At 65.3% G+C, this 22,963-nt stretch carries 21 protein-coding genes and 1 pseudogene; 9 read left to right on the top strand and 13 right to left on the bottom strand.

Going from position 1 to position 22,963, the window contains the following annotated elements; genetic code table 11:
- Nucleotides 1–40: 40 nt before the first annotated feature.
- Nucleotides 41–1,018 carry an aldo/keto reductase gene (locus WEG36_14385; protein MEX1258798.1) on the top strand — a complete coding sequence of 326 codons (978 nt, stop codon included), beginning with the start codon at nucleotides 41–43 and terminating at the stop codon, nucleotides 1,016–1,018.
- A gap of 54 nt (nucleotides 1,019–1,072) precedes the next feature.
- Here WEG36_14385 and WEG36_14380 read toward each other — a convergent pair whose 3' ends face one another.
- Both WEG36_14380 and WEG36_14375 read right to left on the bottom strand, forming a co-directional pair.
- The gene (locus WEG36_14380) at nucleotides 1,073–1,966 is read right to left on the bottom strand and encodes a fructose bisphosphate aldolase (GenBank protein MEX1258797.1); all 894 of its coding nucleotides are present in this window, start codon (nucleotides 1,964–1,966) and stop codon (nucleotides 1,073–1,075) included.
- A gap of 174 nt (nucleotides 1,967–2,140) precedes the next feature.
- On the bottom strand, nucleotides 2,141–2,326 hold the full coding sequence (locus tag WEG36_14375) for a hypothetical protein (GenBank protein MEX1258796.1): 186 nt from the start codon (nucleotides 2,324–2,326) through the stop codon (nucleotides 2,141–2,143).
- A gap of 989 nt (nucleotides 2,327–3,315) precedes the next feature.
- On the opposite strand from WEG36_14375, the gene WEG36_14370 reads away from it, so the two are divergent.
- Nucleotides 3,316–3,552 carry a hypothetical protein gene (locus WEG36_14370; protein MEX1258795.1) on the top strand — a complete coding sequence of 79 codons (237 nt, stop codon included), beginning with the start codon at nucleotides 3,316–3,318 and terminating at the stop codon, nucleotides 3,550–3,552.
- A gap of 9 nt (nucleotides 3,553–3,561) precedes the next feature.
- Here WEG36_14370 and WEG36_14365 read toward each other — a convergent pair whose 3' ends face one another.
- Both WEG36_14365 and WEG36_14360 read right to left on the bottom strand, forming a co-directional pair.
- On the bottom strand, nucleotides 3,562–5,178 hold the full coding sequence (locus WEG36_14365) for a M14 family metallopeptidase (GenBank protein MEX1258794.1): 1,617 nt from the start codon (nucleotides 5,176–5,178) through the stop codon (nucleotides 3,562–3,564).
- Nucleotides 5,175–7,679, bottom strand: coding sequence for a zinc-dependent metalloprotease (locus WEG36_14360; GenBank protein ID MEX1258793.1), 2,505 nt, complete (start codon nucleotides 7,677–7,679; stop codon nucleotides 5,175–5,177). The genes WEG36_14365 and WEG36_14360 overlap by 4 nt, the downstream gene beginning before the upstream one ends.
- 156 nt (nucleotides 7,680–7,835) lie before the next feature.
- Between WEG36_14360 and WEG36_14355 the strand changes: the two genes are divergently transcribed.
- From WEG36_14355 to WEG36_14335, 5 genes and pseudogenes are all read left to right on the top strand, one after another.
- The gene (locus WEG36_14355; GenBank protein ID MEX1258792.1) at nucleotides 7,836–9,293 is read left to right on the top strand and encodes an alpha/beta hydrolase domain-containing protein; all 1,458 of its coding nucleotides are present in this window, start codon (nucleotides 7,836–7,838) and stop codon (nucleotides 9,291–9,293) included.
- A 132-nt stretch (nucleotides 9,294–9,425) separates the two neighbouring features.
- Nucleotides 9,426–9,860 carry a nuclear transport factor 2 family protein gene (locus WEG36_14350; GenBank protein ID MEX1258791.1) on the top strand — a complete coding sequence of 145 codons (435 nt, stop codon included), beginning with the start codon at nucleotides 9,426–9,428 and terminating at the stop codon, nucleotides 9,858–9,860.
- Nucleotides 9,861–9,928: 68 nt separating this feature from the next.
- A complete protein-coding gene (locus WEG36_14345) occupies nucleotides 9,929–10,273 on the top strand; it encodes a metalloregulator ArsR/SmtB family transcription factor (GenBank protein MEX1258790.1) in 345 nt (114 codons plus the stop codon).
- Between the two features lie 10 nt (nucleotides 10,274–10,283).
- Nucleotides 10,284–10,583, top strand: a pseudogene (locus WEG36_14340) (SRPBCC domain-containing protein).
- Nucleotides 10,584–10,704: 121 nt separating this feature from the next.
- Entirely contained in the window at nucleotides 10,705–11,679 is a 975-nt protein-coding gene (locus WEG36_14335; protein MEX1258789.1) for a hypothetical protein, read from the top strand.
- 69 nt (nucleotides 11,680–11,748) lie between these two features.
- On the opposite strand, the gene WEG36_14330 is transcribed toward WEG36_14335, so the two are convergent.
- The 5 genes from WEG36_14330 to WEG36_14310 form a co-directional block, all read right to left on the bottom strand.
- Nucleotides 11,749–12,120: a rhodanese-like domain-containing protein gene (locus WEG36_14330; protein MEX1258788.1), complete on the bottom strand. Its 372-nt coding sequence runs from the start codon at nucleotides 12,118–12,120 to the stop codon at nucleotides 11,749–11,751.
- A gap of 130 nt (nucleotides 12,121–12,250) precedes the next feature.
- Nucleotides 12,251–12,424, bottom strand: a complete 174-nt coding sequence (locus WEG36_14325) for a DUF1328 family protein (GenBank protein ID MEX1258787.1) — start codon at nucleotides 12,422–12,424, stop codon at nucleotides 12,251–12,253.
- Between the two features lie 706 nt (nucleotides 12,425–13,130).
- Nucleotides 13,131–14,495: a hypothetical protein gene (locus WEG36_14320; protein ID MEX1258786.1), complete on the bottom strand. Its 1,365-nt coding sequence runs from the start codon at nucleotides 14,493–14,495 to the stop codon at nucleotides 13,131–13,133.
- Between the two features lie 178 nt (nucleotides 14,496–14,673).
- Nucleotides 14,674–16,008: a cytochrome c gene (locus tag WEG36_14315; GenBank protein ID MEX1258785.1), complete on the bottom strand. Its 1,335-nt coding sequence runs from the start codon at nucleotides 16,006–16,008 to the stop codon at nucleotides 14,674–14,676.
- A gap of 35 nt (nucleotides 16,009–16,043) precedes the next feature.
- Nucleotides 16,044–16,859: a hypothetical protein gene (locus tag WEG36_14310; protein ID MEX1258784.1), complete on the bottom strand. Its 816-nt coding sequence runs from the start codon at nucleotides 16,857–16,859 to the stop codon at nucleotides 16,044–16,046.
- A gap of 249 nt (nucleotides 16,860–17,108) precedes the next feature.
- Here WEG36_14310 and WEG36_14305 point away from each other — a divergent pair, with 249 nt between their 5' ends.
- Together WEG36_14305 and WEG36_14300 are read left to right on the top strand one after the other, a co-directional pair.
- Nucleotides 17,109–18,440, top strand: a complete 1,332-nt coding sequence (locus tag WEG36_14305) for a nucleotidyltransferase family protein (protein ID MEX1258783.1) — start codon at nucleotides 17,109–17,111, stop codon at nucleotides 18,438–18,440.
- Complete coding sequence (locus tag WEG36_14300; protein MEX1258782.1) at nucleotides 18,437–19,702, top strand: glycosyltransferase family 1 protein; 1,266 nt, start codon at nucleotides 18,437–18,439, stop codon at nucleotides 19,700–19,702. The genes WEG36_14305 and WEG36_14300 overlap by 4 nt, the downstream gene beginning before the upstream one ends.
- Here WEG36_14300 and WEG36_14295 read toward each other — a convergent pair.
- Genes WEG36_14295 through WEG36_14280 form a run of 4 tightly spaced genes read right to left on the bottom strand, consistent with a single transcriptional unit; the run spans nucleotide 19,697 to nucleotide 22,726 of the window.
- Entirely contained in the window at nucleotides 19,697–20,803 is a 1,107-nt protein-coding gene (locus WEG36_14295; protein ID MEX1258781.1) for a glycosyltransferase family 4 protein, read from the bottom strand. The genes WEG36_14300 and WEG36_14295 overlap by 6 nt on opposite strands.
- Before the next feature lie 13 nt (nucleotides 20,804–20,816).
- Nucleotides 20,817–21,791 (bottom strand): hypothetical protein, encoded by a 975-nt coding sequence (locus WEG36_14290; protein ID MEX1258780.1) that lies wholly within the window; start codon nucleotides 21,789–21,791, stop codon nucleotides 20,817–20,819.
- 33 nt (nucleotides 21,792–21,824) lie between these two features.
- A complete protein-coding gene (locus WEG36_14285; protein ID MEX1258779.1) occupies nucleotides 21,825–22,295 on the bottom strand; it encodes a S24/S26 family peptidase in 471 nt (156 codons plus the stop codon).
- 41 nt (nucleotides 22,296–22,336) lie between these two features.
- Nucleotides 22,337–22,726, bottom strand: a complete 390-nt coding sequence (locus tag WEG36_14280; protein MEX1258778.1) for a PqqD family protein — start codon at nucleotides 22,724–22,726, stop codon at nucleotides 22,337–22,339.
- Nucleotides 22,727–22,963 lie beyond the last annotated feature (237 nt).

The following is a 22,963-nucleotide window of genomic DNA, read 5'->3' as shown; positions in this document are numbered from 1 at the left end:
GACGATCAAATCCGACGACGACTGAATCCGCGAGGAATCCATGATCTCTAGACGCGAATGGCTCCGAATCACGGCCGGGGCCGGTGCGGCGCTCACCCTTGGACGATACGGTTCCGGCCTGCGCGAAGCGCTGGCCGCACAGATCGGGTCACAGGGGATGATCCTGAAGCCGATCCCCTCCAGCGGCGTGCAGATCCCCGTGATCGGCCTCGGAGGCCGGTGGATCTCGGCCAACGCGAGCTCGGAGGAGCTGGCCGGCCACCGCGCGGTTCTGCACGCCCTGGCAAACGGGGCCGAGGGGGCCGGCAGGGTATTCGATACGGCGGCGGGATATGGAGGGGGCGGGTCCGAAGAATACGCGGGAGAGTGGGCAAGCCAAGACGGATTCGCGGACAATATCTTCTGGGCGACGAAGGTCAACGTCGACCAGGGGGGATCGGCCGATCCCGCCGCGGTCCGGGATCAGATCGAGCGGTCATTCGCTCGCCTGCGGGTGCCTGTGATCGACCTCAACCAGGTCCACAACATGGGCGATCCGCCCACGCAGCTCGGCATCCTGCAGGAATACAAGGCGGCCGGCCGGATCAGCCATATCGGCATGACAACCACCAGCGAGAATCAATACCCGGCGCTCGCTCAGGTCATGCGAGACTACCCGATTGATTGTATCGGCATCGACTACGCGATCGACAACCGAGTCGCAGAGGAGACGATCTTCCCTCTGGCGCAGGACGAAGGGATCGCGGTCATGGTGTACCTCCCTTTCGGGAGAAGTCGGATGTGGGCGCGAATCGGTGACAGACCGCTCCCGGAGTGGGCCGCCGAGTTCGATGCCACGACCTGGGCGCAGTTCATGTTGAAGTTCGTGGTGGCCCACCCGGCCGTCACCGTGGCGGTGCCCGGAACCGGGGACCCCGAGCACATGGTGGACAATTTGGGTGGAGGCAGAGGGCGGCTTCCTACCCAGGAACACCTGCGCCGCATGGTGGAGCTTGTGGACGCGCTCCCGCAGGGCTGAGGCGAGGGTTGGGCATTTCCCTGGAATCGCCATTCAAGCCCGCAGATCCCGGGATCAGCTGCGCGATGCCTGGTAGATGCTCTCGATAGCGGCGTCGAGGGTCGCGTTGAACTCGTCGTCGCTCTGACCGGCGGAGAGGCCCTCGACGAGCGCCCGGGAAAAACTCGCCACCATTCCTCGGTTCCGGCTCAGCCGTTCGTTGGCCTCCGCGCGCGAGTAACCCCCAGACAGCGCCACGACCTTCAACACGTTCGAGTGCTCGATGCACTCGCGGTAGAGGTTGTCCTCCTCGGGGAGCGTGAGCTTCAGCATCACGTGCTCGCTCCCGCCAAGCGATTCAAGCCCCTTCAAAATCTCCGCCTTCAGCAGGGCTTCGGCCTTGGCTTTTTCAGGGCTCTTGATCTCCACCTCGGGCTCCAGGATCGGAACGAGACCGGCGGCGAGAATTTGCGCGCCAACTTCAAGCTGCTGGCGGACGATGGCCGCAATCCCCGTCGGATTTGCCAGCTTGATCACAGAGCGCATCTTCGTGCCGAACACATTCTTCGACTTCGCCCGCCCGAGTAGCGCGTCGAGGCCTGGGATGTCCTTCATGAGCTGCACTCCATCTTTTTCCTCGGCGAGTCCCTTGTCTACTTTGAGAAAAGGGACGACTCCCTTCACTTCCCAGAGGTAGTCCCCGGTCGGCCGGCCTTCGATGTCCCGATCCATCGTGTCCTCGAAGAGAATCGCGCCGATCAGGCGTTCTCCCGAGAAGGCCGGGCTCGTAATGATCCGAGCCCGCATTGCATGTACCAGGTCGAACATTTCCTTGTCGTTCGACCAGGCACCCTCCTCGATCCCATAACTCCGGAGGGCCTTCGGCGTGCTCCCCCCGCTCTGATCCAACGCCGCGATGAACCCGCGTTCGGTCCGGATCTTTTCGGTCTGGACTTCGATTCGATTCAAGGGTGCCTCCCTTCCGGGATAGGATTCGTTGGGTGTCCGCCGGGACCGGTTCTCAGGGCTGGCCGTCAGGCCCGTCGCCGGGGCTCCTCCATGGGGCGCGGCGATGACTCTGGAGCTGATGTCCAAATTCTAAGAACTGAGCGGACGGTCGTCCAATGTGGATCGAAGCTCCGGTCACACGAGATCGTCGTACACAGCCCGACAGTTCGCCACGCCCGCCTCGCAAGCCCTTGGAAGACCACGAAGGATGCCGAAGTTGGGGGGCGCCTCCCAGGGTGGGGGTCCGATGGCCTCGAGCGCCGCAACCGTGCCGTCGTCCCCGTGGATGGTGACCCACTGCGCGATCCCGCCCACGGCCACGAGCCCCTCTTCCTGGACCCATTGGCCGGGCGACGCGCATTCTGAGAATGCCGATGGTGCGCCCTAGGCATCACCCGGCGAAGGGTGGAGCCCGAATGACGCGATCGCTACCGTCACCCCCGCGACACCCCGCATTCCGGTCATTCGGATCTCCCCGCTGGGGTGTCCCCAGCCGCTCTTCCAGTCACCCGAGTTTTCTCAAGGTAACGGACATCGCCGGATCGCCTGCGCCCACTCCCGCCCGGAATCCGGCGTGCGACTACGTCACTGTGGGGTCACCGCTAAGTCAAGTGGCGTACGCTCCCGCGCTCGACGGAGAGCCATCTTGATGGGACCACAACGCGGAGGAGTTTCAGACTCGCCGAATCCCTGACGAGAGCTACCGCGAAGAAGTCGGACGCCCCGTGATACAGCGAGGGAGAAAGATGACAAGCCCCAGAATTGGACCCGAGAGAGCAGTTGGCTGGTGCGTCCAAGAAGTGAGGGTCTCCAACACGCGACGTCCAAACCCGTCCGATGCACGCATTCTGTTACTAACGCTTCTCATGCCCGGTCTCCTTGTCGGACAGACTCCGCTGGAGGAAACCGGACAATCCCCGAAGCGATTCTCGCTGAGCGCGAGTCTGGGTTGGGCCTCTAGCGGCCTGGCGGCCGGACTGGCCGAGGAGATGGATCGCGCTGGATTTGGTGACTCGACACCAGGAGGTTGCATCGAATTCCTCGGCTTCGTCTTGGGGTGCCCTGGTCCGACGCTTCACCCGTGGGAGGAGAGTGGCGGGCCAACTCTTGAAATTTCGGGTCGGTTCTCCGTCGCAAGGCCGTTTGCGTTGGGCGCGGGTTATGGGCGGACCTCGCTTGGGGGTGCTCACGGCTACCGGGGAGGCGAGTCTCCAGAACATACCAGCGGTTACTGGATCGCCAGAACGGGATGGGTCTCGGCATTCTGGAAACCGCTGCGCTCTTTTCGCGTGGGGGGCGGCCCCGCTCTCATGCGGCTGGCGAACACGTCGGCGCGCTCCGCCGAAACGGCCAGCGCCACCGGGGTCGGGATCGTGGGGGAGATCGGCCTCGAGTGGCCCCTGGAAGGTACATGGTTCTTCGATCTTGCGGTGCGAGGCTACGCAGTCCCGGCCATCGAAGCGGCTCACGGGTCCTCGCCATCCACGATGCTGCGCATCCGTCCCACACACAGCGTGCTGGTGATGGGATTGGGAGTGCGTCCGTAGTGAGGGCCCCTATGGCCCCCGCAAGACTGGATAAAATGACGCGCCCTCTAGCGCGGACGCGAAAAAGCCCCAGTTCGCGAGTCCATCGTCGGAGCGGGGTTCGAGGAGGGAAAAGATCAGCCGCCCCAGCGGTTGTGCGACGAGGACCTCGACGACCTCCATCGTAACCTCTGCCCCGGCAGGCTCCCAGGCACCGCTCAGCGTCTGCTCGACCCGCCCCTCGAAGGTGCCCGCAGCAGAGGCCACGGCTTCGAGCCGGAATCGCTCGAGGGAGCCCGGCATACCGAGAGCACCGGATGCGACGGGACTCATGCGTACCCCATGGGCCTCCAACGTGCGAAGGACCTCGGTCATTTCCGCGGGAATGTAATATGCTCCCGGAACCACCTCCGTCGCGGTCGCCTGAAAGGTCCCGAATTCCCACATGCGTTCGGAACGGACCTCGTCGGTCCGTCGGAGCATCCTCGCGCCCGAATAGGGATTCACTTCCTCGGTCACACTCCCGAGTAGAATCTCCACAGGCGCTTCCGATCGCTCCACTGCGGCCCGGACCGCGAGGCGTTCCCCCACGACGGACTGCGCATCCATCCGTGCCGTGAGCTCACGGATCTCCGTGGCATGTTCGGAGGCGAAGCGGAGGGTCTCGGCGACGAAGTGGCGGGTCGCCGTCATTCTGTCCTCGAAGGTCGCGTACGAGTACGCTTCGCTGAGAAGCCCGATCCGGTTGCGAAGCCCGAGGTAGTTGTTGTTGAAGCGCGGCCGGTGATCGAAGGTCGCCCATCCGCGATCCTCACCCTGGCCCTGAAGGTTGCCGTAATAGTAGAAGTGCCACCCGGTTTCCTCCCTCACCCGGGCCGTCATCTCGGGAAAGATTCGTTCCCGCGCGATCGCCACGATCTCCGGATGGGTGTTCGGATGGAGAGGTGGCGAGAATGTGAGATGGTAGCCGTGCTCGGTCCCGTTCGTCGTGTGGAGATCGGCTGCGACATGCGGGTCGTATTCCGTCAGGAGCCGGGCGAACGACCGACCCTCGGGGGAATCCAGCTTCATGTGATCGCGGTTGATGTTGAGCCCCTGCGCGTTCGCACGGGTCCCCGTCCCTCCGATCGGACCGTGTTGGGCACCGCGATTCGTCAGATTGATCCGTTCGTTCCCGTCGGCGTTCAGGATCGGCGCCACGAGGAGCACGAGTGAATCGAGGAGGGCGCCGTGTCGCCCTTCGGAGATCTCGCGCAGAAGGATCAGGAGGATCTCCTTCCCCTCGACTTCGCCCGCATGGATGTTCCCCTGGAGGTAGACGACCGTTTTCCCGGCTGAACGCACGGACTCCGGGGAGGCGTCCGCGACGCGGCCGACCACGGCCAGCGGGAGGGACCGCCCCTCGAGGGAGTAACCGAAGGAGGTCAGGTGGATGAGAGGAGACGCGTCGGTGACCGCTCGCATGAAGGCGACCACCTCCTCGTACCGCGTGGTCTCCCGGTGGTCGGTCCGCTCGGGAGCCGTGAGAAGCGACACCGGAACCTCCTGGGCGGAAAGCGGGGCCGGGCCGAACCCTGCCAGCACGAGCGCCGCTGACACCGCGAGGGCGCGCGCAAGCGACGGGACCGGCCCGCGCCACACGGTCACCAGACCTCCTCCTGGATGCACCACGGCTCCAGGAGCCCGAGCCAATCCATCGCCGGCTCGCCGATCGGTGCTCCGGGCGGCGCCGCGGGAACTGCGACGAGGTCGCTCACCGGAGCCTCGCCGGAAAGGAACCGACCGATGTCATGGACGAGAAGCCCATAGTGTGCCCGATCGGCGTCCGCGGCCGCGTCCGCCATGAGGACGAGTGCCTCCGACCGTTCCTCGAGGCGGAGGAGCGCCTCGGCACGGACCTGCGGCATCGAGGCCCCGTCCGCGAGGCGCATCAGCCGCCCCATCACAACCCGCTCGACAGCGCGCTTGATCTCCGCTTCATAGGGATTCGCGGGCCTCGCCCCGAAGGTGGCCTCGATCAACTCGTCGATCACCTCGAGAAGGTTCGGGAGGGAGGGGTCCACCGCGTGCTGTTGGACCAGGCGAGCCGCGCGGCTCGCATCGAGGACGTTCGCCACGACGTGATCGGCCGCCACGACCGCCGGCGTCACGAGGTCGAACATTCCACCGGTATACCGGGGGAAGAGCTCGCGGGTCGATCCGTATCCGGCGGGGCGAGGAGGAAGGGATCGGACGACGGCGTCCGGCAGCGCCAGGGCCGAAGGCGCGAGCGCCGCGGCCAGCGATCGAAGCGCCCTTCGCTGGGCGTCGCCCGTCGGACGTCGGAACGGCTCCCGCCCGTCGCCTCGGATGGCGTAGATGTAGTCCACCCCGCCCAGGACGGAAGCGGTCGCTTCGACCTGGTAGCGGTGATGCAGGTAGAGGGGAACGAGAACTTCTTCCATCGTCGCCATCGGCATCCCTACCCGGATCGCCGTCTCACCAAAGCGGGACAGCGCGACCCGCCGGACCTCCATCATCCGATCCAGCTCGGCTGCCGCATCCGTGCCGTTCGACCACTGATCCGCCCGCGGGTGTGTGGCGATGTCCTGGTTCGTCATATACCGGACGTCTTCCTCCCAGGCTTCATCGAGAATGCGCTGAAGCTCTCGCGCCTCGTCGGCCCCTTCGGGGAAGTCCCGGTATCCGTATTCGATCGCCACACGGTCCCACTCGCCAATGCCGTCGTCGTAGACTTCCGAATAGTCGAGCTCACCCCCCTCATCGAGGGTGACCCAGGGGTGCGGGTAATCCAACACCGAGATCCGTCCCGCTTCGCTGTCGTAATAGTTGTGCCCCAGGCCCAGGGTGTGGCCGATCTCGTGGGCGGAGAGTTGCCGAATCCGGGCGAGCGCCCACTCCGAGAGCTCCGTCGGTGTCTCGTCCCCGTTTTCGTAGGGCGCCAGCAGCCCCTCCGCGATCATGTAGTCCTGACGGACCCGGAGCGATCCGAGGGTCACGACCCCCTTCAGGATCTCTCCCGTGCGAGGATCGGAAACCGACGCCCCGGTGCTCCAGCCACGCGTCGAGCGGTGAACCCAGTTAATGACGTTGTACCGAATGTCGTGCGAGCTGATGCTGTCAGGACGAAGCTCCACCTGGAATGCGTTTTCGTACCCGGCCGCTTCGAAGGCCTGATTCCACCATCTGGCGCCGTCCAGAAGGGCGGACCGGATCGGCTCCGGCACGCCCGGATCCAGGTAATACACGATCGGCTCGACGGCCTCCCCCATCGCCTCGTTGGGATTTCGCTTTTCAAGGCGATGCCTACGAATGAAGCGCTGCACGATCGGCTCCTCGATCGGCGTCGAATAGTCCCGGTAGCTCATCGCCCCGTAACCCGAACGGGGATCGAAGGCGCGCGGCTCATAACCTTCGCCGGGGAGCTGCACGAACGAGTGATGAAGCCTGAGGCTCGCCGCCTCCGCGGACGCGGACACACTTCCGACGCCTTCGATTCCTCCCCCTCCCCCGCCTCCACCACCCGGCTGCCGGACGAAAGTCAGCTCGACTTCGAGCTCGGTGTTCTCCGGAAAATTCATGGTCATGGGGCGATAGACGGAGCTCCGGCCGACATCGAGCCGGTAGGTGCCGGGGGTGAGGGACGAACCGAAGTCCACGGCGTCGCGAAGAAGGAAGTCCGTGAGGTCCACGAGGACTCGCCCGTCGCTTTCGGCGGCAGCGGTGAAGCTCCAGAGCACCGAGCGCGCGAAGGCGTCCCGCACCGCGGCCACCTCCGAGGGGTTCGTCGAGCTCGCGCGAAAGGCATAATTCGGCTGAACCATGAGGATCCTACGCCCCTGGCGCTCGAACTCGACGATGCGGGAGCCCTCCAGCGCTCCACGGTCGAGGCCGATGTCGTTGGAGCCGAGCCCGGCGCCGATTCCATTGATGTGGAGGAGCTCCGTGTCGAACCGGTCGATCTCCATCCAGAGCTGTCCGAGGGTCGGATCCCAGTAAAGAGGAAGGAAGCCGTCCATCCGCTCCATCCCCTCCGTCTTTTCCGCGATCGTCGGGAGCGGCGTGGCCTGACGCGCGGCACCCTTGGAAGGGAGAATCGCGAGACCAATCAGAGCCAAAACAAGGGCGAGTCCACGGTGGCTTTTCATGCTCGAGCTCCTTCGGGTGCGGGCAAAAAGCGGCGGAGCGAGGGAATGCGATCGAGGGACTGTAGATCGCCCACTCTCCAAGAAGCAAGACTGAAGTAGCTGCGGAACCTCCAGCAAGTAGTTGCGATGGCACTCGCGGTGAAGTAGAGTCGCCCCATGCCCCGCCACCGACCCGAACGCCGAATTCCCCTTGCCGCCTCGACTCTTGTCGCCCTGAGCGTCTTCGCGACCTGTGTCGAAGGGCAAGAGCCCGGCCGCGCCGAGCTCAGCGGACCCATCACTGGGGGCCAGCGAGGCACGGCCTTCGGCGCGCTTGGCGGCGCGGCGCTCCCGGCAGGATACGCCGAGTCCGAGTGGTTCCTCTCCGGAATCGCATCGTCTTATGAAAAAGTCGGGACCTGGGGACTCGACGGCCGCTGGGACGCCGTTCCCGCCGGGACCGAGCCCTTCGCGATTCGACTTCTGATTCGGCGCCCCATCGAAGCGTCGGCCTTCAACGGCGTGGTCGTCGTCGAGTGGTTGAACGTCACGGCCCAGTCCGAGGGTGCGGCCGACTACTCGCAGATGGCCGAAGAGCTGGTTCGCGAGGGGTATGCCTGGGTCGGTGTGGGCGCGCAGTCGGTCGGCGTGAACGCCGCGGGAACCGGACTGAAGGCGTGGGATCCCGAGCGGTATGGGGCGCTCTCCCACCCCGGAGACCGCTTTTCATACGACATCTTTTCGCTGGCGGCCCGCGCACTCCGCGTCACGCCGGAAAGCGGTCATCCCCTCGCCGGACTCAGGGTGGGCCATCTCGTCGCCACGGGCCGGTCGCAATCGGCTTTTCGGCTGGTCACCTACGTGAACGCGATCCATCCGCGGGAGGGCCTCTTCGACGGGTACTTCATTCACAGCCGAGGGGCGAACGCCTCGGGGCTGACCGCAGAGGGAATGGGCGCTGACGCGGAGAGGCCGATTCCTCCGGGCGCACGCATCCGGACCGACCTCGACGTTCCCGTCTTCGACCTTCAGACCGAGGGGGATATGGTCGCCCTCCGGTCGCACCTCACTCGCCAGCCGCCCGGAGACCAATACCGCCGCTGGGAGATCGCGGGAGCGGCGCACGCCGAAGTCCCCCGATGGATCATCGAGGAGCCGCCTCCACTTTCGACCGGTCCGGGGTGCGCGCTTCCGGTCAACGCCGCTCCACACGACGCGATCGTGAAAGCCGGCCTTCGCGCCTTCTCGCGGTGGGTAACCGCGGGCCAGGTCCCGGCCCAGTCGCCGGAAATCGAGCTCGGGGATCCGAACGCCGAAGATCCGATCGTCCGCGACGAATACGGCAATGCTCTCGGCGGCATCCGTCTTCCCCACCTCGAAGCGCCGACGGCGACCCTCGACGGTCGCCGGAACTCGGTGGCGCCTCCCGCCCCCCCGGGCCAGAACTTCTGCTTTCTCTTTGGGGCGACAGAGGCATTCAGTGCCGACACGCTTCGGGAGATGTACCCGAACCGCGAAGCCTTTCTCACTCCGTACATCGCGGCCGTCGACGCCCTCGAGCGGGACGGCTACCTCCTCCCACCCGAGGCGGAGGCGGCGCGGCGGGCCGCCGTGGATTCGACCATCGGTCTTTAGTCTCGCGGTGTTGGGGCGGCGGCGAACGAGTAAGCGGGCGGGCACTTCCGTGCTCCAGCTCTCCCACTTCCCAGGATCAACCCATGCGCCAACGGCTTTCCTTCCTTCGCCGTCCTGTTTTTTGCCCTTCCTATGTCCGTGGGCCAGGCCCGCGCGCAGATGCCGGAGGCCGGGCAAGTCCGTGAGACGGTGACTCGTTTCTTCGACGCAATGCGTGCGGGCGACGGCGATGGCCTGGCATCTCTCTTCCACCCCGACGCGACGATGAAGTCGGTATCCGTGGTGGAAGGCCAGGCCCGCGTGAATCACGCAGAAGTGGCGCGATTTACGGACCAGGTGGGCGCCCCGCGCACCCAGCTTTGGGACGAGCGAATCTCCAATCTGGAGATGCGCGTGGATGGGCCGCTCGCCACCGCCTGGATGGACTATTCGTTTTACGCCGATGAGACCTTCGGTCACTGCGGAGTGAACGCCTTCGAGCTCCTCCGCTCCGAGGAGGGCTGGCTGGTGCTCGGCATCACCGACACGCGTCGGAACACCGGTTGCGCCGACGAAGCCGCACGATGAGTCGTGACCGCCGACGCCCTGATACTTAGTCCTTGACCTATGTATCGGGCGGCGGCATACTTAGGTGTATGCCTAAACACTCCGCCTCCCTCGACCGCGTCTTTCAGGCGCTCTCGAATCCCACGCGCCGCGCCGTCGTCCAGCGCCTGAGCGCCGGACCGGCCGCAGTCAGCGAACTCGCCCGCCCCTTCGACATGGCCCTCCCCTCCTTTCTCCAGCACCTGGAGGTACTCGAGGCGTGCGGGCTCGTGGGAAGTGAAAAGGCGGGGCGAATTCGTACGTACCGCCTCACGCCCTCCCCTCTCCGCACCGCCGAAGGTTGGATCGGCAAACAACGCGCGAAGTGGGAAGGACGACTCGACCAACTCGACGAATACCTCCACCACCTCAAGGAGCAGGAGCTCGACCCATGATTCAGATGACTTCAATACGGTGACGCGCTCCCCGGAGGGAGAGGCCTTCCCGAACGTCGGTTGTTTCCTCGACGTCGTGGAGAATCGCCGCCTCGCTTTCACCGACGCCCTGGAGTCCGGATTCCGCCCCGCGGCCAATCCCTTCTTCACGGCGATCGTGACTTTCGAACCCGAGGGCTCCGGCACCCGCTATGCCGCACGAGCCATTCACGGGAACGCCGAAAGCCGCAAGAAACACGAGGAGATAGGCTTCCACGAAGGATGGGGGACTGCGCTCGACCAGTTGGTGGCGCACGCGCGGACGCTCTGAGACGCGCGGCGGGGACATCGGCGCGCGCGGAAAACGTCGGCCTCCTCTGTCATGCTCGGGCAACGGCTCCGGACCCGGATCGGTCTAACCGGTTATGAAGGCAGCCACTGGGAGGACGCCGATGGACGCCGGGCCCAAGGAGCACCACAGATTCGGCGATGCCCCGGGATTCGTATCGCTCGGGCTTATCTTCGCGGTCGGCGTATTGCTGATCGGCTGCGAATCGTCCACCTCGGCCGAAAATAGCTCCCCATTCCCTCCCGGACCTGACGTCTCCGAACCCTTCCCCCTCGATCGAGGCGACGACGGCGCACACACTCCCGGAAGTTACAAGGGCCTTCCCCTTCGGCTCGTCACACGTGATGAGCCCTCTGTCACCCCCGTGGACGGCATCATCGGCGTGGTATGCATCGGCATGAGCAACGCGACCCAGGAGTGTCAGGCGTACAAGGCCCTTCTCGATACGGACTGGGCCGACGAGGTGAACCCCGCCGTGCGGGTCGTGGACTGCGCGCGCGGGGGGCACGCGATCGAGCGCTGGATAGATCCGGACTTCGACGAAGTCCTTTGGGAAGCGTGCCTCGAGGTGCGGCTTCCCGCGGCGGGCGTGCGACCCGACCAGGTGAGGGTCCTCTATCACAAAGCGGCGAACCAGTTTACGACCGGACCGGGCGGGGTGCCCCTCCCGACCTATCCCGATGCCGGAAGCGACTTCAACGCCTTTCACGAGCATCTGAGCGACTTCTCCGAGCGCGTGCCAGACTGGTTTCCCAGCGTCGTCGCAGTGTATACGGCCTCCCGAAGCTTTGGAGGATTCGCGGGGAATCCGGGGCGGGGCGAGCCTCTGAGCTACGAAGAGGGCCACGCCCTGAACCGCTGGCTGGCCGGCAATCCTCAGGTGGAAGGGGTGTGGTACGGCTGGGGACCCTATCTCTGGGCTCCTTCGTGCGTTTCGGGTGGATCTAATGCATCCGGGCTCTGCTACGACGAAGAGGACTACATCGAGGACGGCGTGCATCCGTCTGGACCGGGCCGAGCCAAGATCGCAGGGCTTATTCACGGCCGATTCCTTCGGGAGTCCTGGTACCGGAGGTAGTGGAGAGCCCCCTCGAGCTCGCCCTTCTTCATCCGACTTCGACCGCCGCTCACCAGATCGCCGGCGATGTTACGGAGCTCCCTCGCGGTGCGATCGTCGAGCGACAGTGCGTTCTCCCGTCTCGACTTCGTTTCCGGCGGCGATCCACTCCTTCATGCCACCTTCGTATGCGTACACCTCCATGTATCCCGCCTCGGCCAGTGCGTTGGCCGCGCGCGCGGATGCCTTGCACTCCGGCCCAGCGCAATAAACGACGACCGGCGTATCCTCATCGGGAACGACAGCTCTCGCCTGCGCCAGGAAGTCTGATCCGCCGATCGGGATGTTCTCGGTTCCCGGAATGTGCCCCCGCTCGAACTCTTTCGGCGCGAGTACGTTGAACACCCAGGTTTCGGACTTCTGGAGCATGTCCGCCAATTCGTCCGTCGTGACCTTTCGCATGGCCCTCGTGCTCCTTTGATTGGGGCGCGCGCGATGCAGGGACCTGCCCTGGCCGAACACGGCAGCGCTGGGCCCAAGTCAGGTCATCCCCCGCCCTCTCGCCTTTTCGCGGGAAGTCCGATCTTCCCGGTTACACTGGCGACCGTCCCTTCAAGGCCCGAGCGACGAAGGAAACGACGAGGAGAATGAGAAATATGTAGAACAGGAGCTGCGCTATTCCCGCGGCGGCCCCGGCGATGCCGGAAAAACCCAAGATCGCAGCCACGATCGCGAGAATAAAAAATGTCAATGCCCAGCCGGGCATGGATTCCTCCTTGTTGCGAAATGAAGTGATCCGCTACCCATGATATCCGGCTTGCGACATCGAAAAGAGGCAACCCCCGTGCCGCTGGGGTGCTCGAGGAAACCGATCGCGCCGAGAACTCCGACGTGGCGGGCCCGATGCTCGTTCCAAGGGGGAATTGCTCGCGCCTGGGACGGCCGCCGAGGACCCTCCCATTCCTGGAGGCCCTCGACCGTTTTTTCCCCGATCCCGCACTCGCCCCCGCTCCCTCTGCTTCCGTATCGGACTTCGGGTCCACCGACTACGCTGCTGCGAATGCGTCTGACCGGCCCTACCTTGCCGCCTTTCCCGCTTACAGGAACGACAAACACCTCGGGTCATGGCGCCAACATCGCGGGAAGGGACCCTCGCCACCCGAACACCGGTGGTCCGCCACGCGACTCGAGGAGCTGCAGTCTCGGGGCTCGGACCCGAAGACCTGCACAAGATGGGCGGGTGACTACGAGAGAAAGGAAAAATCTTGGACGGACTGGTCGCCCTGGAGCGAACGTAGCGGGACCACCGGTTACCCCCGATGCACGCGGGGAGCCTGACACGAACGGGTCACGGCGAAACACGTACGGGCCCCGGGCATCCACTCAACCTGGGAAGCCCGAGGCCCGTTCCGCGCAGTGGGGCCGCCGGGCAAGATCGTCCGGCGAGCCCCTCTCACCAGTAGGTGCGCCGACTAATCGTTCGCGGCGCCGTTCGTATCCGCTCCGTCCGCGGGATCCGGCTCCTCGCGGAAGTTGTTCGGGATCGGCTCGCCGACGACGATGTGCAGCTCGTCGAGGTTCCGGTAGCTCATGTACCCCTGTGACATTTCCGCCGAGGTCGGCAGTCCCCATCTCACGTTGGCCGTGGGATCGGGGTTGTAGGGATTGGTCTCCGAATTGTCCCACCAGAGGGTGAAGCGCAGCCGCGAGCCCGCAGGTGCGAGCACCGGTTCCCGGAACTCGTAGGTGTGCTGCCAGTTGAAGTCGTACTTCGGGACGTGCAGGAGCGTCTCCATCCTCCCATCCGGGTAGACGAGCTCATAAAGAGCCGCTTTCCCGCGCAGGTGCATGTGCGGCATAAAGCTCAGAATCTCGACATCCTCTTCGAACTCGTGGACCATCGAGGAGGAGTAGCTCTCCGCACCGGCCGGAATGTTGATTCCCCGCATCATCAGGTCCGCACCCGAGGTGACGTAGGTGATGACCTCGCCGGGCTCCTTGAAGGTGATCCCTGCCTGGATGTTCGTGCAGAGGGCGGTCCCGGGTCCCGGCGTCTTGTTGAAATGCATGTTGAACATGACCTGGCGGGGCCCCGCCCTGAAGAGCCGTCCTCGCCCGTTCTCCCAGATATGCGGCGACATCCCGGGAACCAGGCCGCCGACCGACGAGATGATGTGGTGCACGGCCGGGCCATTCCTGTACTCCACGGAATGGAGCCAGCGGTCCTCCGGAAGCATCTCCGCCGTGATCTGCACCGGGAGGTTCACGTAGATGTCCTGATCCTCGTCGCTCAGGCAATACGGCTCGGCGAACTCGAGGATCAGGTCGGGCTCCCCGAGGAACCATCCGCCCGCCCCCGCTTGCGCGCGCGTCAGAAACTCGGGCGGAGGAGGCGCATCCGCGGCATTCCCGGCCGGGGCGCCACTTTCCGCCCAGGCGAGGATCGTCGCCTTTTCCTCGTCCGTGAGAATCCGCTCCTCGGTGAAGGTCCCACGATGCATCTCCGCCGCGGACCAGGGTGGCATGCGCCCCTCGGCCACGGCACGCGCGATCATGGGAGCCCAGGGCCGCGCCTCTTCATAGGTGACCAGCGACATCGGCGCGACCATCCCACCCATGTTGAGCCCCTCGGGCTGATGGCACGCCTGGCAGTTCTCCTGGAGGATCGGAAGGACGTCGGCGTAGAAGGTCGGGGCCGCCCTGGATTCTCCCGCGGCGCGCGTGGCCGAAGCCACCTGCTGTTGAGCTCCGACGCTGGGGCTCGCCGCCACGGCAAGGAGGAGGGCCGCCATCGTGCGCCGGAGAACTGGGGTTTCCGCGAAATTCGTCGCTGGCATGTCGCACCCTCCCGAAGGGCGTGGACCTGGGGGTCCATACTGAGGGGGCCTACTTACACACTTGCGGGAAATCTACGGACGCGGGGCGGGGTTCTGCAAGAAGAAAGGTGCCCGGGGGGGCCGGGGCCCCCCCCGCACCTTCCGGCAGGACTAGGTGAGGGATGAGTGGGCGTACCGCTTAGAACCCAGCCACGCTCTGGATTGCCTCTCTCTCCCTCACCAGCCGTTCGAACTCTTCCTCCGTGAGATTCGTCACACCGACCCAGGCATGTCCCATCTCGTCCGCGGCCCGGTCACCCCAGGTCACGAAGTCTCCCGGATGCGGGTTCGAAGGGTGATTCTCGGTGTTGTCGAACCAGGTCGTGAACTTGAGCACCGTCCCCGTGGGGAGCAGCGGCGCCGCATCGTCCGCGTAGATGTAGTTGTTGTGCCAGTTGAACTGGAAGTTGTCCACGATGCTCAGCAACTCCTTCCGTCCATTCGGATAGATCGCTTCCATGGACATCCCCTTCCCCCGCAGGTGCATGTGCGGCTGGAAGCTCTGGATCCGAACCGGGTTCCGCATCACGAACTCGTTCTGAAACATCACCGTCGAGTGGGGCGGGATCTCGAGCGTGTTCTGCGGAGCCACATTGAAGATCCTCAGCGTCGTCTCGTATTCCGGCACGTAGCCTTCGGGATAGAGCCAGATGCCGAGCGAGACCTGATCGTCCACGACCTCGGTCCCCGACGGGTAATAGTGGATCTCGAACTCGACCTCGGAGCCGGCCTGGAGCAGCTTCCCGGTCCCTTCGGCGTAGACTTCGCCCACCTTGCCGATTGCCCACTCGGTCAGGAGGCCGCCCAGGTTGTGCTGCTGTACCGCGGTGGCGAGGACGTGGTGCGTCACCGTGCGGCCCGCAGGGAACGCGGGGAGGACCTCGACGGCCCGAACCCACCGGTCCTCCGTGAGCCCGGTGGACACCACCGGCCTCCACCACTGGTCATTTCCGTTCGCGGGGACCGTGAATGGGGTCGTCTTCACGACGAGGTCCGGGGGGCCGAAGACATCGAGCATCCGATACTCCTCGCCCGTGTCGAAGGTCGCCGGAGCCGGGAGATCGGCCGGGTCGCCCTCTGGAGCTCCCCCGTCCACCCATGCCACGATCGTCGCGATCTCCTCCTCCGAGAGCGACACATCGTTCTTGAATTCCTGGATCCCGAGATACGGATTCACATGCCAGGGCGGCATGATTCGCTCGGAAACCCGCACCCGAATCAGGGGCGCCCAGGGGCGCACCTCATCGTAGGTGAGAAGCGACATCGGCGCGATCGAGCCGGGCTGGTGGCACTCCTGGCAATTCGCCTGGAGGATCGGCGCGATGTCCCGACTGAAGGTCGGAACTTCATCGTCCCCCGGGCCGTTGCTCGTTAGGGCATGCACGTGTGCGGGAAGGGCAATCGCGACAACGACAGCCGCTCCGAGCCACCGCGCCCACCGCCTCGCCGCTTCGCTCTGGTTCATCCGGTCCATGTTGCGTTTCCTCCTCGTTGGACGGCGTGGTTCGGTTAGCGGGTGACGTTGACTCTGACATATCCGTTGGTCCAGCAGCACTGCTCCAGTCCGGCGGCGGAGACCGGCGTCTCGCTGTGGTCGGCGCGCACGTAGAGGACATATTCGCCTTCCACGCTGAAGACGGCGGTCGTGGCCGCCTGCTCGTTCCCTTCCTCGATCGGCAGCTCCGGGTTCGCGAAGGTGACCTCGCCTGGTCCCCGGTACTTGAACCAGCGGAGGGTGACGGCCTTGCCGTCTTCATCCCAGGAGGTCACGTCGAGGGGAAGAGGCTCCCCGGCCCGGGCCCGAAGTGGACCGACCCAAGCCCCGGCCGGACCGCGGGACTCCACGCCCTCGTCCTCGAGCACCACGACGGGTGGGCGCTTATTCGTCCCGGAGGCGTGAAGGTTGTCGGTCTGATAGCTGCCCAGGAGGCCTCCGGGGATCGAATACCGTTCGCCGTGGACCTCGAGCGTCCAGGTCACCCGGTCATCGGGCCCGAAGTCCGCCGGCACCTTCACCGCGAACACGCCATAGTGGCGGCGGGGGGTGAAGTAGGTGGGCTGCCCCTGATCCACCTCGCCCGGTTCGACAAAGTTGCCCGGCCCCACTGGGATCTCGACGATTTCCTCGGTGTTGCGATTGAGGTAGCCGAAGGAGAGGGTGAAGGTCCCGTCAGGATTCGGGAACCAGCCCTCGAAGGTCGGGCTGACGCCCAGACCCTTCGGCTGCTGGCGAGCGAGCGGGTTCTGCTGCGCTTCAGCGGCGATTCCCGCGCTGAGGAAGAGCGCGAGCAGGGCCCCTCCAGTGATCGGTCTCGCAATTCTCATCAGATTGCCCTCCGTTCGCGTGGCCCGCCTGGAACAGACCTCCACACTGCTCTCGGCCGGTAGATTGAAAGTGCGTCCGGCGGAGGGGCTCCGGCAGTCGGGAATCGCCGGATTCGGATGTGGGGAAATCTCCTACAGGGACAGGCCCGGGCCGGCGTCGCGGCGCTTCGGCCGCCGTTGTGGCGTCCAACGTCCCCGGATTAGCTTTTATCTCGTTACCTGAGGACGCCACGATTCAATTGTACGCGCGTGGCCCCCGCCGCGCTGGCCCTCCTCATCCCTGATCCCGAGGAAATTCTGCGCTCAGAACCCACTTCGCCGGGGCCGATTCAGCTATTGATCGCCCGGCTCTGTCGCCGTGACGCGCCGGATCACTTGGCCCTCCTCGACATTGAAGGCCTGACCGAGACCTCGACCGCCCAGGCCTTTCTCGCGGAGTGCGCCCGGCACGGCGTCCGGGGTCTCGTCCTCAAGAGGCTCCTGGACGCCCGCTCGACGGAGCCGGCGGCGGAATCGGGTTGGGCCGCCCTCTTCGAGCCGCTCCCACTCCTCCGGAAGCAGGCCACGCTCTGGGAGCTGGAGCAGGACCGGATCCTCACGGCCCTCCGATCGGCGGGGACTCACCCCATCGTCCTGAAGGGCGGGGCGCTACGGCATATGGCCTACGACCACCCGCTGGAGCGATGGATGGGAGACCTGGACCTCCTGGTCCACGCGGAGGACATGACGCCCCTCCTTTCGACGCTCTCCACGCTGGGTTACTCGAGCGAGTATTCGGCGGCAGCCAGGGAGGGGATCGAGGAGCATCATTACCACCACGTCGTCACCCACCCCAACGGCTTCATCGTCGAGGCGCATCAGGGGCTGACCCGCCCCGGGGCGCCCTGCGCGTTGGACCCCGTCCGCTTCTTCCAACGGGCGACGGAGATCCACCCGTCGGGTGGCGCCCCGATGCTTGTCCCCTCCCCCGAGGACATGGTCCTCCACCTCGTGAGCCAGATCGAACAGGAGGGGTGCAGGCGACTCAGCCGAATCGTGGATCTGGACCGGGTCATCGCGGCGTTCACAGAGCTGGACTGGGACTACCTCCGAAACCGGGGCGAAGCGGGAAACCTGGGCGTCGCGCTCGCGGTCTCTCTCCGCCTCGCGAACCTCCTCCTTTCGACCCCGGTTCCCGACTGGGCCGCGAACGGCCGCGGCCTCCCACCGGCCTCCCGCCGCGGCACCGAGCTCGCGCGTCCCGTGGAACACCTCCTATTTGCGAAGTCCCAGGGTGTGGTCGCAGCCCAAGACTTGTTTCGGTTCTGGCTCCTTCCGTCATGGACATTGCGGGGCGCCAGACTGCGTGAGCTCGCCGCGAGAAGGGCCGATCCACTGGAGTGGGTCTGGGAAGGAAAGGAGTCACCCGAGGAGGGGGAGGAGATCTCTAACGGGGGGCTGGGACGTCTGCTCAAGATGGCCGCGTACCAGCTCTGGACCGAGACCGCCGGGCGCTTCGGGAGAGCTTCCGTGGCCGGTTCGGGTACCCGACACTTTTGGGGCCAAGACCCCGAGGACCACACCCCGGGTGGGACGGGTTGAAAGTTCTCCTCGACGTCTCGAACCTGGGGCTCGCGCACGGGTCTGCGGAAACCCGCACAGGCATCTTTCGGGCCACCGAGTTTCTCGTGGATGAGCTCCTTCGCCGGAATGACCTCGACCTGGGCTTCGCCGCACTCGAATCCTACGTCGCCGAAGTCCAGCTCGCGCGCTACGACCGCTCCGTAGCCGGCCAGCTCGGCGCCCGCATGGTTTCCGCGTGGGACGCACCGGGAACGGACCTGGGCGCGTCGGTGCGTTTGGTGGACTCGCTCGAATCCGTCAACCGCGACGCCCCGGAAGGAAAGCGGATCGTTGCGGAGTTAGCCCTCACTAACCGACTCGCGCGTCCGCGAGCACTTCCCGGCGCGTTCGAAATCGTCCATTCCCTCAAACACCCGCTTCGATCGAGGGATCGGGTCCCAGGGGCGCTCCGCATCGTCACGATTCATGACATGGTCCCGGTCCTCTTTCCGGAGCTCGCTGAAGAGCGATTCGTGGTCGAACACCAGGCGATGACGCGGAGCCTCGAACCCGGGTCGGATTGGATCATCTGTAACTCCGAATGCACTAAAGCCGACGCCTGCCGAATTCTCGGCTTCCCCAATGATCGCGCGTTCGTGACCCCCTTCGCCGCCGACCCCCGCGTCTTCCGACCCTCTTCCGACGGCCCGGAGCGCACGGCCATTCTCGCCCGTTACGGGCTCGCCGGGCGGGACTACCTCCTCAGTCTCTGCACCCTCGAGCCACGGAAGAACCTCCCGGCGCTCCTCCGCGCCTTTTTTGCGATCGCCGGCGAACCGGGAAACGACGGGCTTCTGCTCGCCCTGGTGGGTCCGACGGGATGGAAGTCACAACCGCTTTTCGAGCTGATCGGCGAGCGGCCCGACCTTCGTGAGCGGATCGTGCTCACGGGTTACGTCCCTGACGCAGAGCTCAGCGCGATTTATTCCGGTGCTCGCGCCTTCGCTTATCCTTCTCTCTATGAAGGGTTCGGACTCCCCCCATTGGAAGCGATGTGTTGCGGAACCGCGGTGGTGACCTCCACGGCCGGTTCGATTCCCGAAGTCGTGGGATCCGCGGCGATCTTGGTGGAACCCCGAGACGAGGCGGGTCTCGCGGCCGCGCTGAGGAAGGTCCTCGCGGACGACCGCCTGGCGACAGAGATGTCCGTGAAGGGTCTGGAGCGCGCGAAGGAATTTTCCTGGGCCCGAACCGCCCAGGGGACGGTCGCGGCCTACCGGGCGATGCTCGCGTCGTCATGACGCGGCGCCCAGCTCCTCCAGGCACTCGATCACCCGCGCGACCGATTCCTTCCAGGTAAAGCGCTCCCGCGCCCGTTTCACTCCCGCCGCCGCCATGCGGTCTCGTTCGCCACGAAGCCCCCCGGCAACTCCCCTCATCCGTTGCGCGAGCGTCGCCCTCTCCACCTCGCAGAAGTCCACTTCCGTCACGTCCTCCTCGAAACCCAGCGCGACCTTGAAGCGGTTGTTCACGGGAAGGTTGATGCGCCGCACCGGCGTCAGGAAGGCCACCTCCCCGGAGCAGAAGTCGAGGCACGCTCCGAAATTCGGCACGATGGGCGGCGTCCCGCAGGCGATCGCCTCGAGAATCGGAAGGCAGAAGCCCTCGGCCCGGTAAGGGAAGACACCCACGTCGCACGCCCGATAAAGCGCGGCGAGTTCCTCGAGCCCCAGAAACTCGTCGAGGTGCACGATACGCGGCGCCGTGGGGTCTGCCGCGAGAGCGGAGATGCGGCTCCGGACTGCGTCTCCCTTGTAGAAGAGGTCGCCCGAGTGGTCTTTGATGACGAGAGAGACATCGTCCGTTGCCGTGAACGCCTGGGTGTACGCGTCGAGGAGGATGTCGGTCCCCTTCCGGGCGCTCACCCCTCCGACGAAGAGGAAGCGGAAGGAACGATCGTCCATCAGCGGAAACCTTACCCCATCCGGGCGAAAGACTTGGGGATCTACGCCGAGCGGAACGACCCGAATCCGCGCCGGCTCCACGCCCGCTATCTCCGCCTGCTTGGCGATCCAATGACTGTAGGCCCAGAATTGATCGAACTCGCGATTGATCTTTTCGACCCACGCCGTAGGGAGTGGCCCGAAGTCCCAGGTTCGCACGGCGATGGATTGACTCCCGCGGGGCGGCCGAAAGGCCGAAAAATGTGTCTCGAAGTCATGATGGATGACGAAGTCCGGAGCCGCCCCGCGCGGGTCGTAGTCGGTCACCCGATACCGGTCGTCCCCCTCCAGCCCCGCGCTCCAGTGGGAATTCACCAGAGCGAAGGCGGATTTGCCGATGCGCCGCCCCTGGAACGCGACGGTCTTGCGGGTGGGACGCTCGCCCTCGTGCGAGGACAATCGGGACTCCCGTTCAGCTGCCCCGCGCCGGAAGCGCGCGGACAAAGGTCACGAGATCGTCCAGATCGGCGAGGTCCTCACTCAGCTCGAGGCGGTACCCCTCGACCGAAGGCGTGAAGGCCGCAAGGAGTTCGAGGAAGCGGGTCCGATCCGCCAGATCCACGAATCGCTGGAGCTTGCCCGTCGCCCGCATCAGCTCCAGAAGCAACTCCTTCCTTGAGAGCCGCGCCGGGAGCAGCCGATTCCCCACCTTCGGGAAAAAGAGGTGTGTCACCGGGCCGTCGGTGTAGGGGACCGACGTGAAGAGCTCCCCCGCGGGGACTTCCTTCTTCATCGTTCCGGCAAAGTCCTTCGGCACGATGTCGAGCGGGTCGTCAAAGAAGAATTCCTCAGTTTTGGCGGTGAGCCGGGAGCGTTCGTCACACCCACTCACGACGAATCCGTCTCCGGTGCGTCGGAGGATGAGGTGGTCTTCGCCGAGGACCGTCCCTCCCGCGCGCGCCAGCTTGAGCGCGATCGTGCTTTTTCCCGCCCCCTTGTCCCCCAGGAAGAGACATACCTTGTCGTCCACGCTGATCGCCGCGCCGTGAAGCACGACGCGGTCCATGAGGAAGAGGAGCTTGTGAAAGGCGACCGCGAGGTGAACGCACAGGTCGAAATGGGGAAGGTCGAGGCGCACGACATCCAGCCGGATTCGGGCCGGGTGAATGTCGAGATTCAGATAGAGCGAAAGCGCCTCGGTGTGGATCTCGGGCCGGAGAGGGTCGTGCATGAGCACCATACCGTCCATCGGGACCTGCGGACCTGAATCGGCGCGCCCGCCCGGCCTTTCCTCGAATGCGATTTCGGCGCCAATGCCCGCGACGGGTGCCCAATCCGGAGCCTGGAGCGAAGTGCCGAAAATTTGGGCGACATCGTGCCCGTAACGCTCATCCGGGAGAAGGAGGCGGGCGGTCAGGCTACCCAAACGGATGTGACGTTCGTGCATCCGCTCACGCCCTTGGTCGCCGACGGGACAGAATCAGGCGGGAACGCGGCGAGCGACCTTCGCGAGCTTTCTGACGACGCGGCCGGGGAAGGTCACGACGTACTCACGCGCCGCGATGCGCCGCCATGCACGGAGAGCCTTCCTCCGCGCGGCTCGCCATTCCGGGCTCCGATCGCCGATCCACTCCCCGTCCCGCCCGCGTGCCACCGCGACTCCGAGCAGGTCCTCGGCGGCACAGACGTACCGCCGGGCCGGCCAGTTCTCGCACCAGAGGTCCAGTCCCCGTTGGTGTTTTCGCACGACGCGCCTCGTCGGGAACTTGTCGCTGAACCGATAGGTGACGACATCTCCAACGTGGATGTCGTCGAAAGCGATTGGCTCGACGACGACCTCGTCCCCTTCCACGAGAAACGGGCGCATGCTCTCACCGTGAAAGTAGAGCCGGCGCCCCTTCGAGGAGAGCTCCAGCTGGAGCTCCTTGGCGGCCAGGAGATTCACACCCATGCGCGATCAGTCGTCTTTGGCGGGATCATAGTGAAGTGTCGTCACTCCCCGCTCAGAATGAGCTGCTCGAGCTCACCGAAGGGAGACACCTGCGGCGGTTCGTAAGGCCCCGATGCCGCCCGACCGAGCCGTACCCCACTCCCTGACGAGGTTTCCGACGCATCCGGGACTTCGGTGGCCAACCCGGCCCCGACCAGGCTCCTGAGAAAAGTGTCAACGTCTTGTCCCGCCTGCTGCGGCGGCGCATCGAGCTGCTGTGACAATCCGCTCACCAACTCGTCGGGCGAGCAGGGGCCCGACGTAAGGGCCTCCCAAAGTGCGGTCCCGGTACGGTTCAGCCCATAATATGCCGAAGACTCCGCGTGTACGAGGACCGCTTCCCCTTCCACAACTTTCCAGGCCACGTCGTCCGTGCGCGCTCGAAATTTCATCTCTCCCTCTCCGGCTTGGGCCCGGAACCGCCGAAGGGCATGGTCCCGAAGCCAAACACATGTTCCTTACACATATCACATGTTTCCAGACGTTTCGCAAGAATCAAGCCGTCCTCGATTCGCTCGCCCAACCGCTCAAAATGGCGAAGGTGGTCCCGGAAGCCCCCGGGACGCGGACCGGGGCGCGAGAGTTCGTCGGGGAAATCCCTCCCAGGGGGGGGCAGGAATGCCGCGGTC

The sequence above is a fragment of the Gemmatimonadota bacterium genome (assembly GCA_040882465.1).
In the GTDB taxonomy this organism is placed as follows: domain Bacteria; phylum Gemmatimonadota; class Gemmatimonadetes; order Longimicrobiales; family Gaopeijiaceae; genus JBBEBG01.
The sequence above is the reverse complement of the archived record's forward strand: the minus strand, read 5'-3'. Positions and strand labels throughout refer to the sequence as shown.

Coding starts and splice junctions, on each gene's coding strand:
- WEG36_14370 (MEX1258795.1), top strand. CDS start 3,316: ATGCGGCTGGCGAACACGTCGGCGCGCTCCGCCGAAACGGCCAGCGCC.
- WEG36_14330 (MEX1258788.1), bottom strand. CDS start 12,120: ATGCGAAAGGTCACGACGGACGAATTGGCGGACATGCTCCAGAAGTCC.
- WEG36_14345 (MEX1258790.1), top strand. CDS start 9,929: ATGCCTAAACACTCCGCCTCCCTCGACCGCGTCTTTCAGGCGCTCTCG.
- WEG36_14355 (MEX1258792.1), top strand. CDS start 7,836: ATGCCCCGCCACCGACCCGAACGCCGAATTCCCCTTGCCGCCTCGACT.
- WEG36_14385 (MEX1258798.1), top strand. CDS start 41: ATGATCTCTAGACGCGAATGGCTCCGAATCACGGCCGGGGCCGGTGCG.
- WEG36_14310 (MEX1258784.1), bottom strand. CDS start 16,859: ATGAGAATTGCGAGACCGATCACTGGAGGGGCCCTGCTCGCGCTCTTC.
- WEG36_14280 (MEX1258778.1), bottom strand. CDS start 22,726: ATGAAATTTCGAGCGCGCACGGACGACGTGGCCTGGAAAGTTGTGGAA.
- WEG36_14350 (MEX1258791.1), top strand. CDS start 9,426: ATGTCCGTGGGCCAGGCCCGCGCGCAGATGCCGGAGGCCGGGCAAGTC.
- WEG36_14360 (MEX1258793.1), bottom strand. CDS start 7,679: ATGAAAAGCCACCGTGGACTCGCCCTTGTTTTGGCTCTGATTGGTCTC.
- WEG36_14315 (MEX1258785.1), bottom strand. CDS start 16,008: ATGGACCGGATGAACCAGAGCGAAGCGGCGAGGCGGTGGGCGCGGTGG.
- WEG36_14320 (MEX1258786.1), bottom strand. CDS start 14,495: ATGCCAGCGACGAATTTCGCGGAAACCCCAGTTCTCCGGCGCACGATG.
- WEG36_14285 (MEX1258779.1), bottom strand. CDS start 22,295: ATGGGTGTGAATCTCCTGGCCGCCAAGGAGCTCCAGCTGGAGCTCTCC.
- WEG36_14290 (MEX1258780.1), bottom strand. CDS start 21,791: ATGCACGAACGTCACATCCGTTTGGGTAGCCTGACCGCCCGCCTCCTT.
- WEG36_14325 (MEX1258787.1), bottom strand. CDS start 12,424: ATGCCCGGCTGGGCATTGACATTTTTTATTCTCGCGATCGTGGCTGCG.
- WEG36_14335 (MEX1258789.1), top strand. CDS start 10,705: ATGGACGCCGGGCCCAAGGAGCACCACAGATTCGGCGATGCCCCGGGA.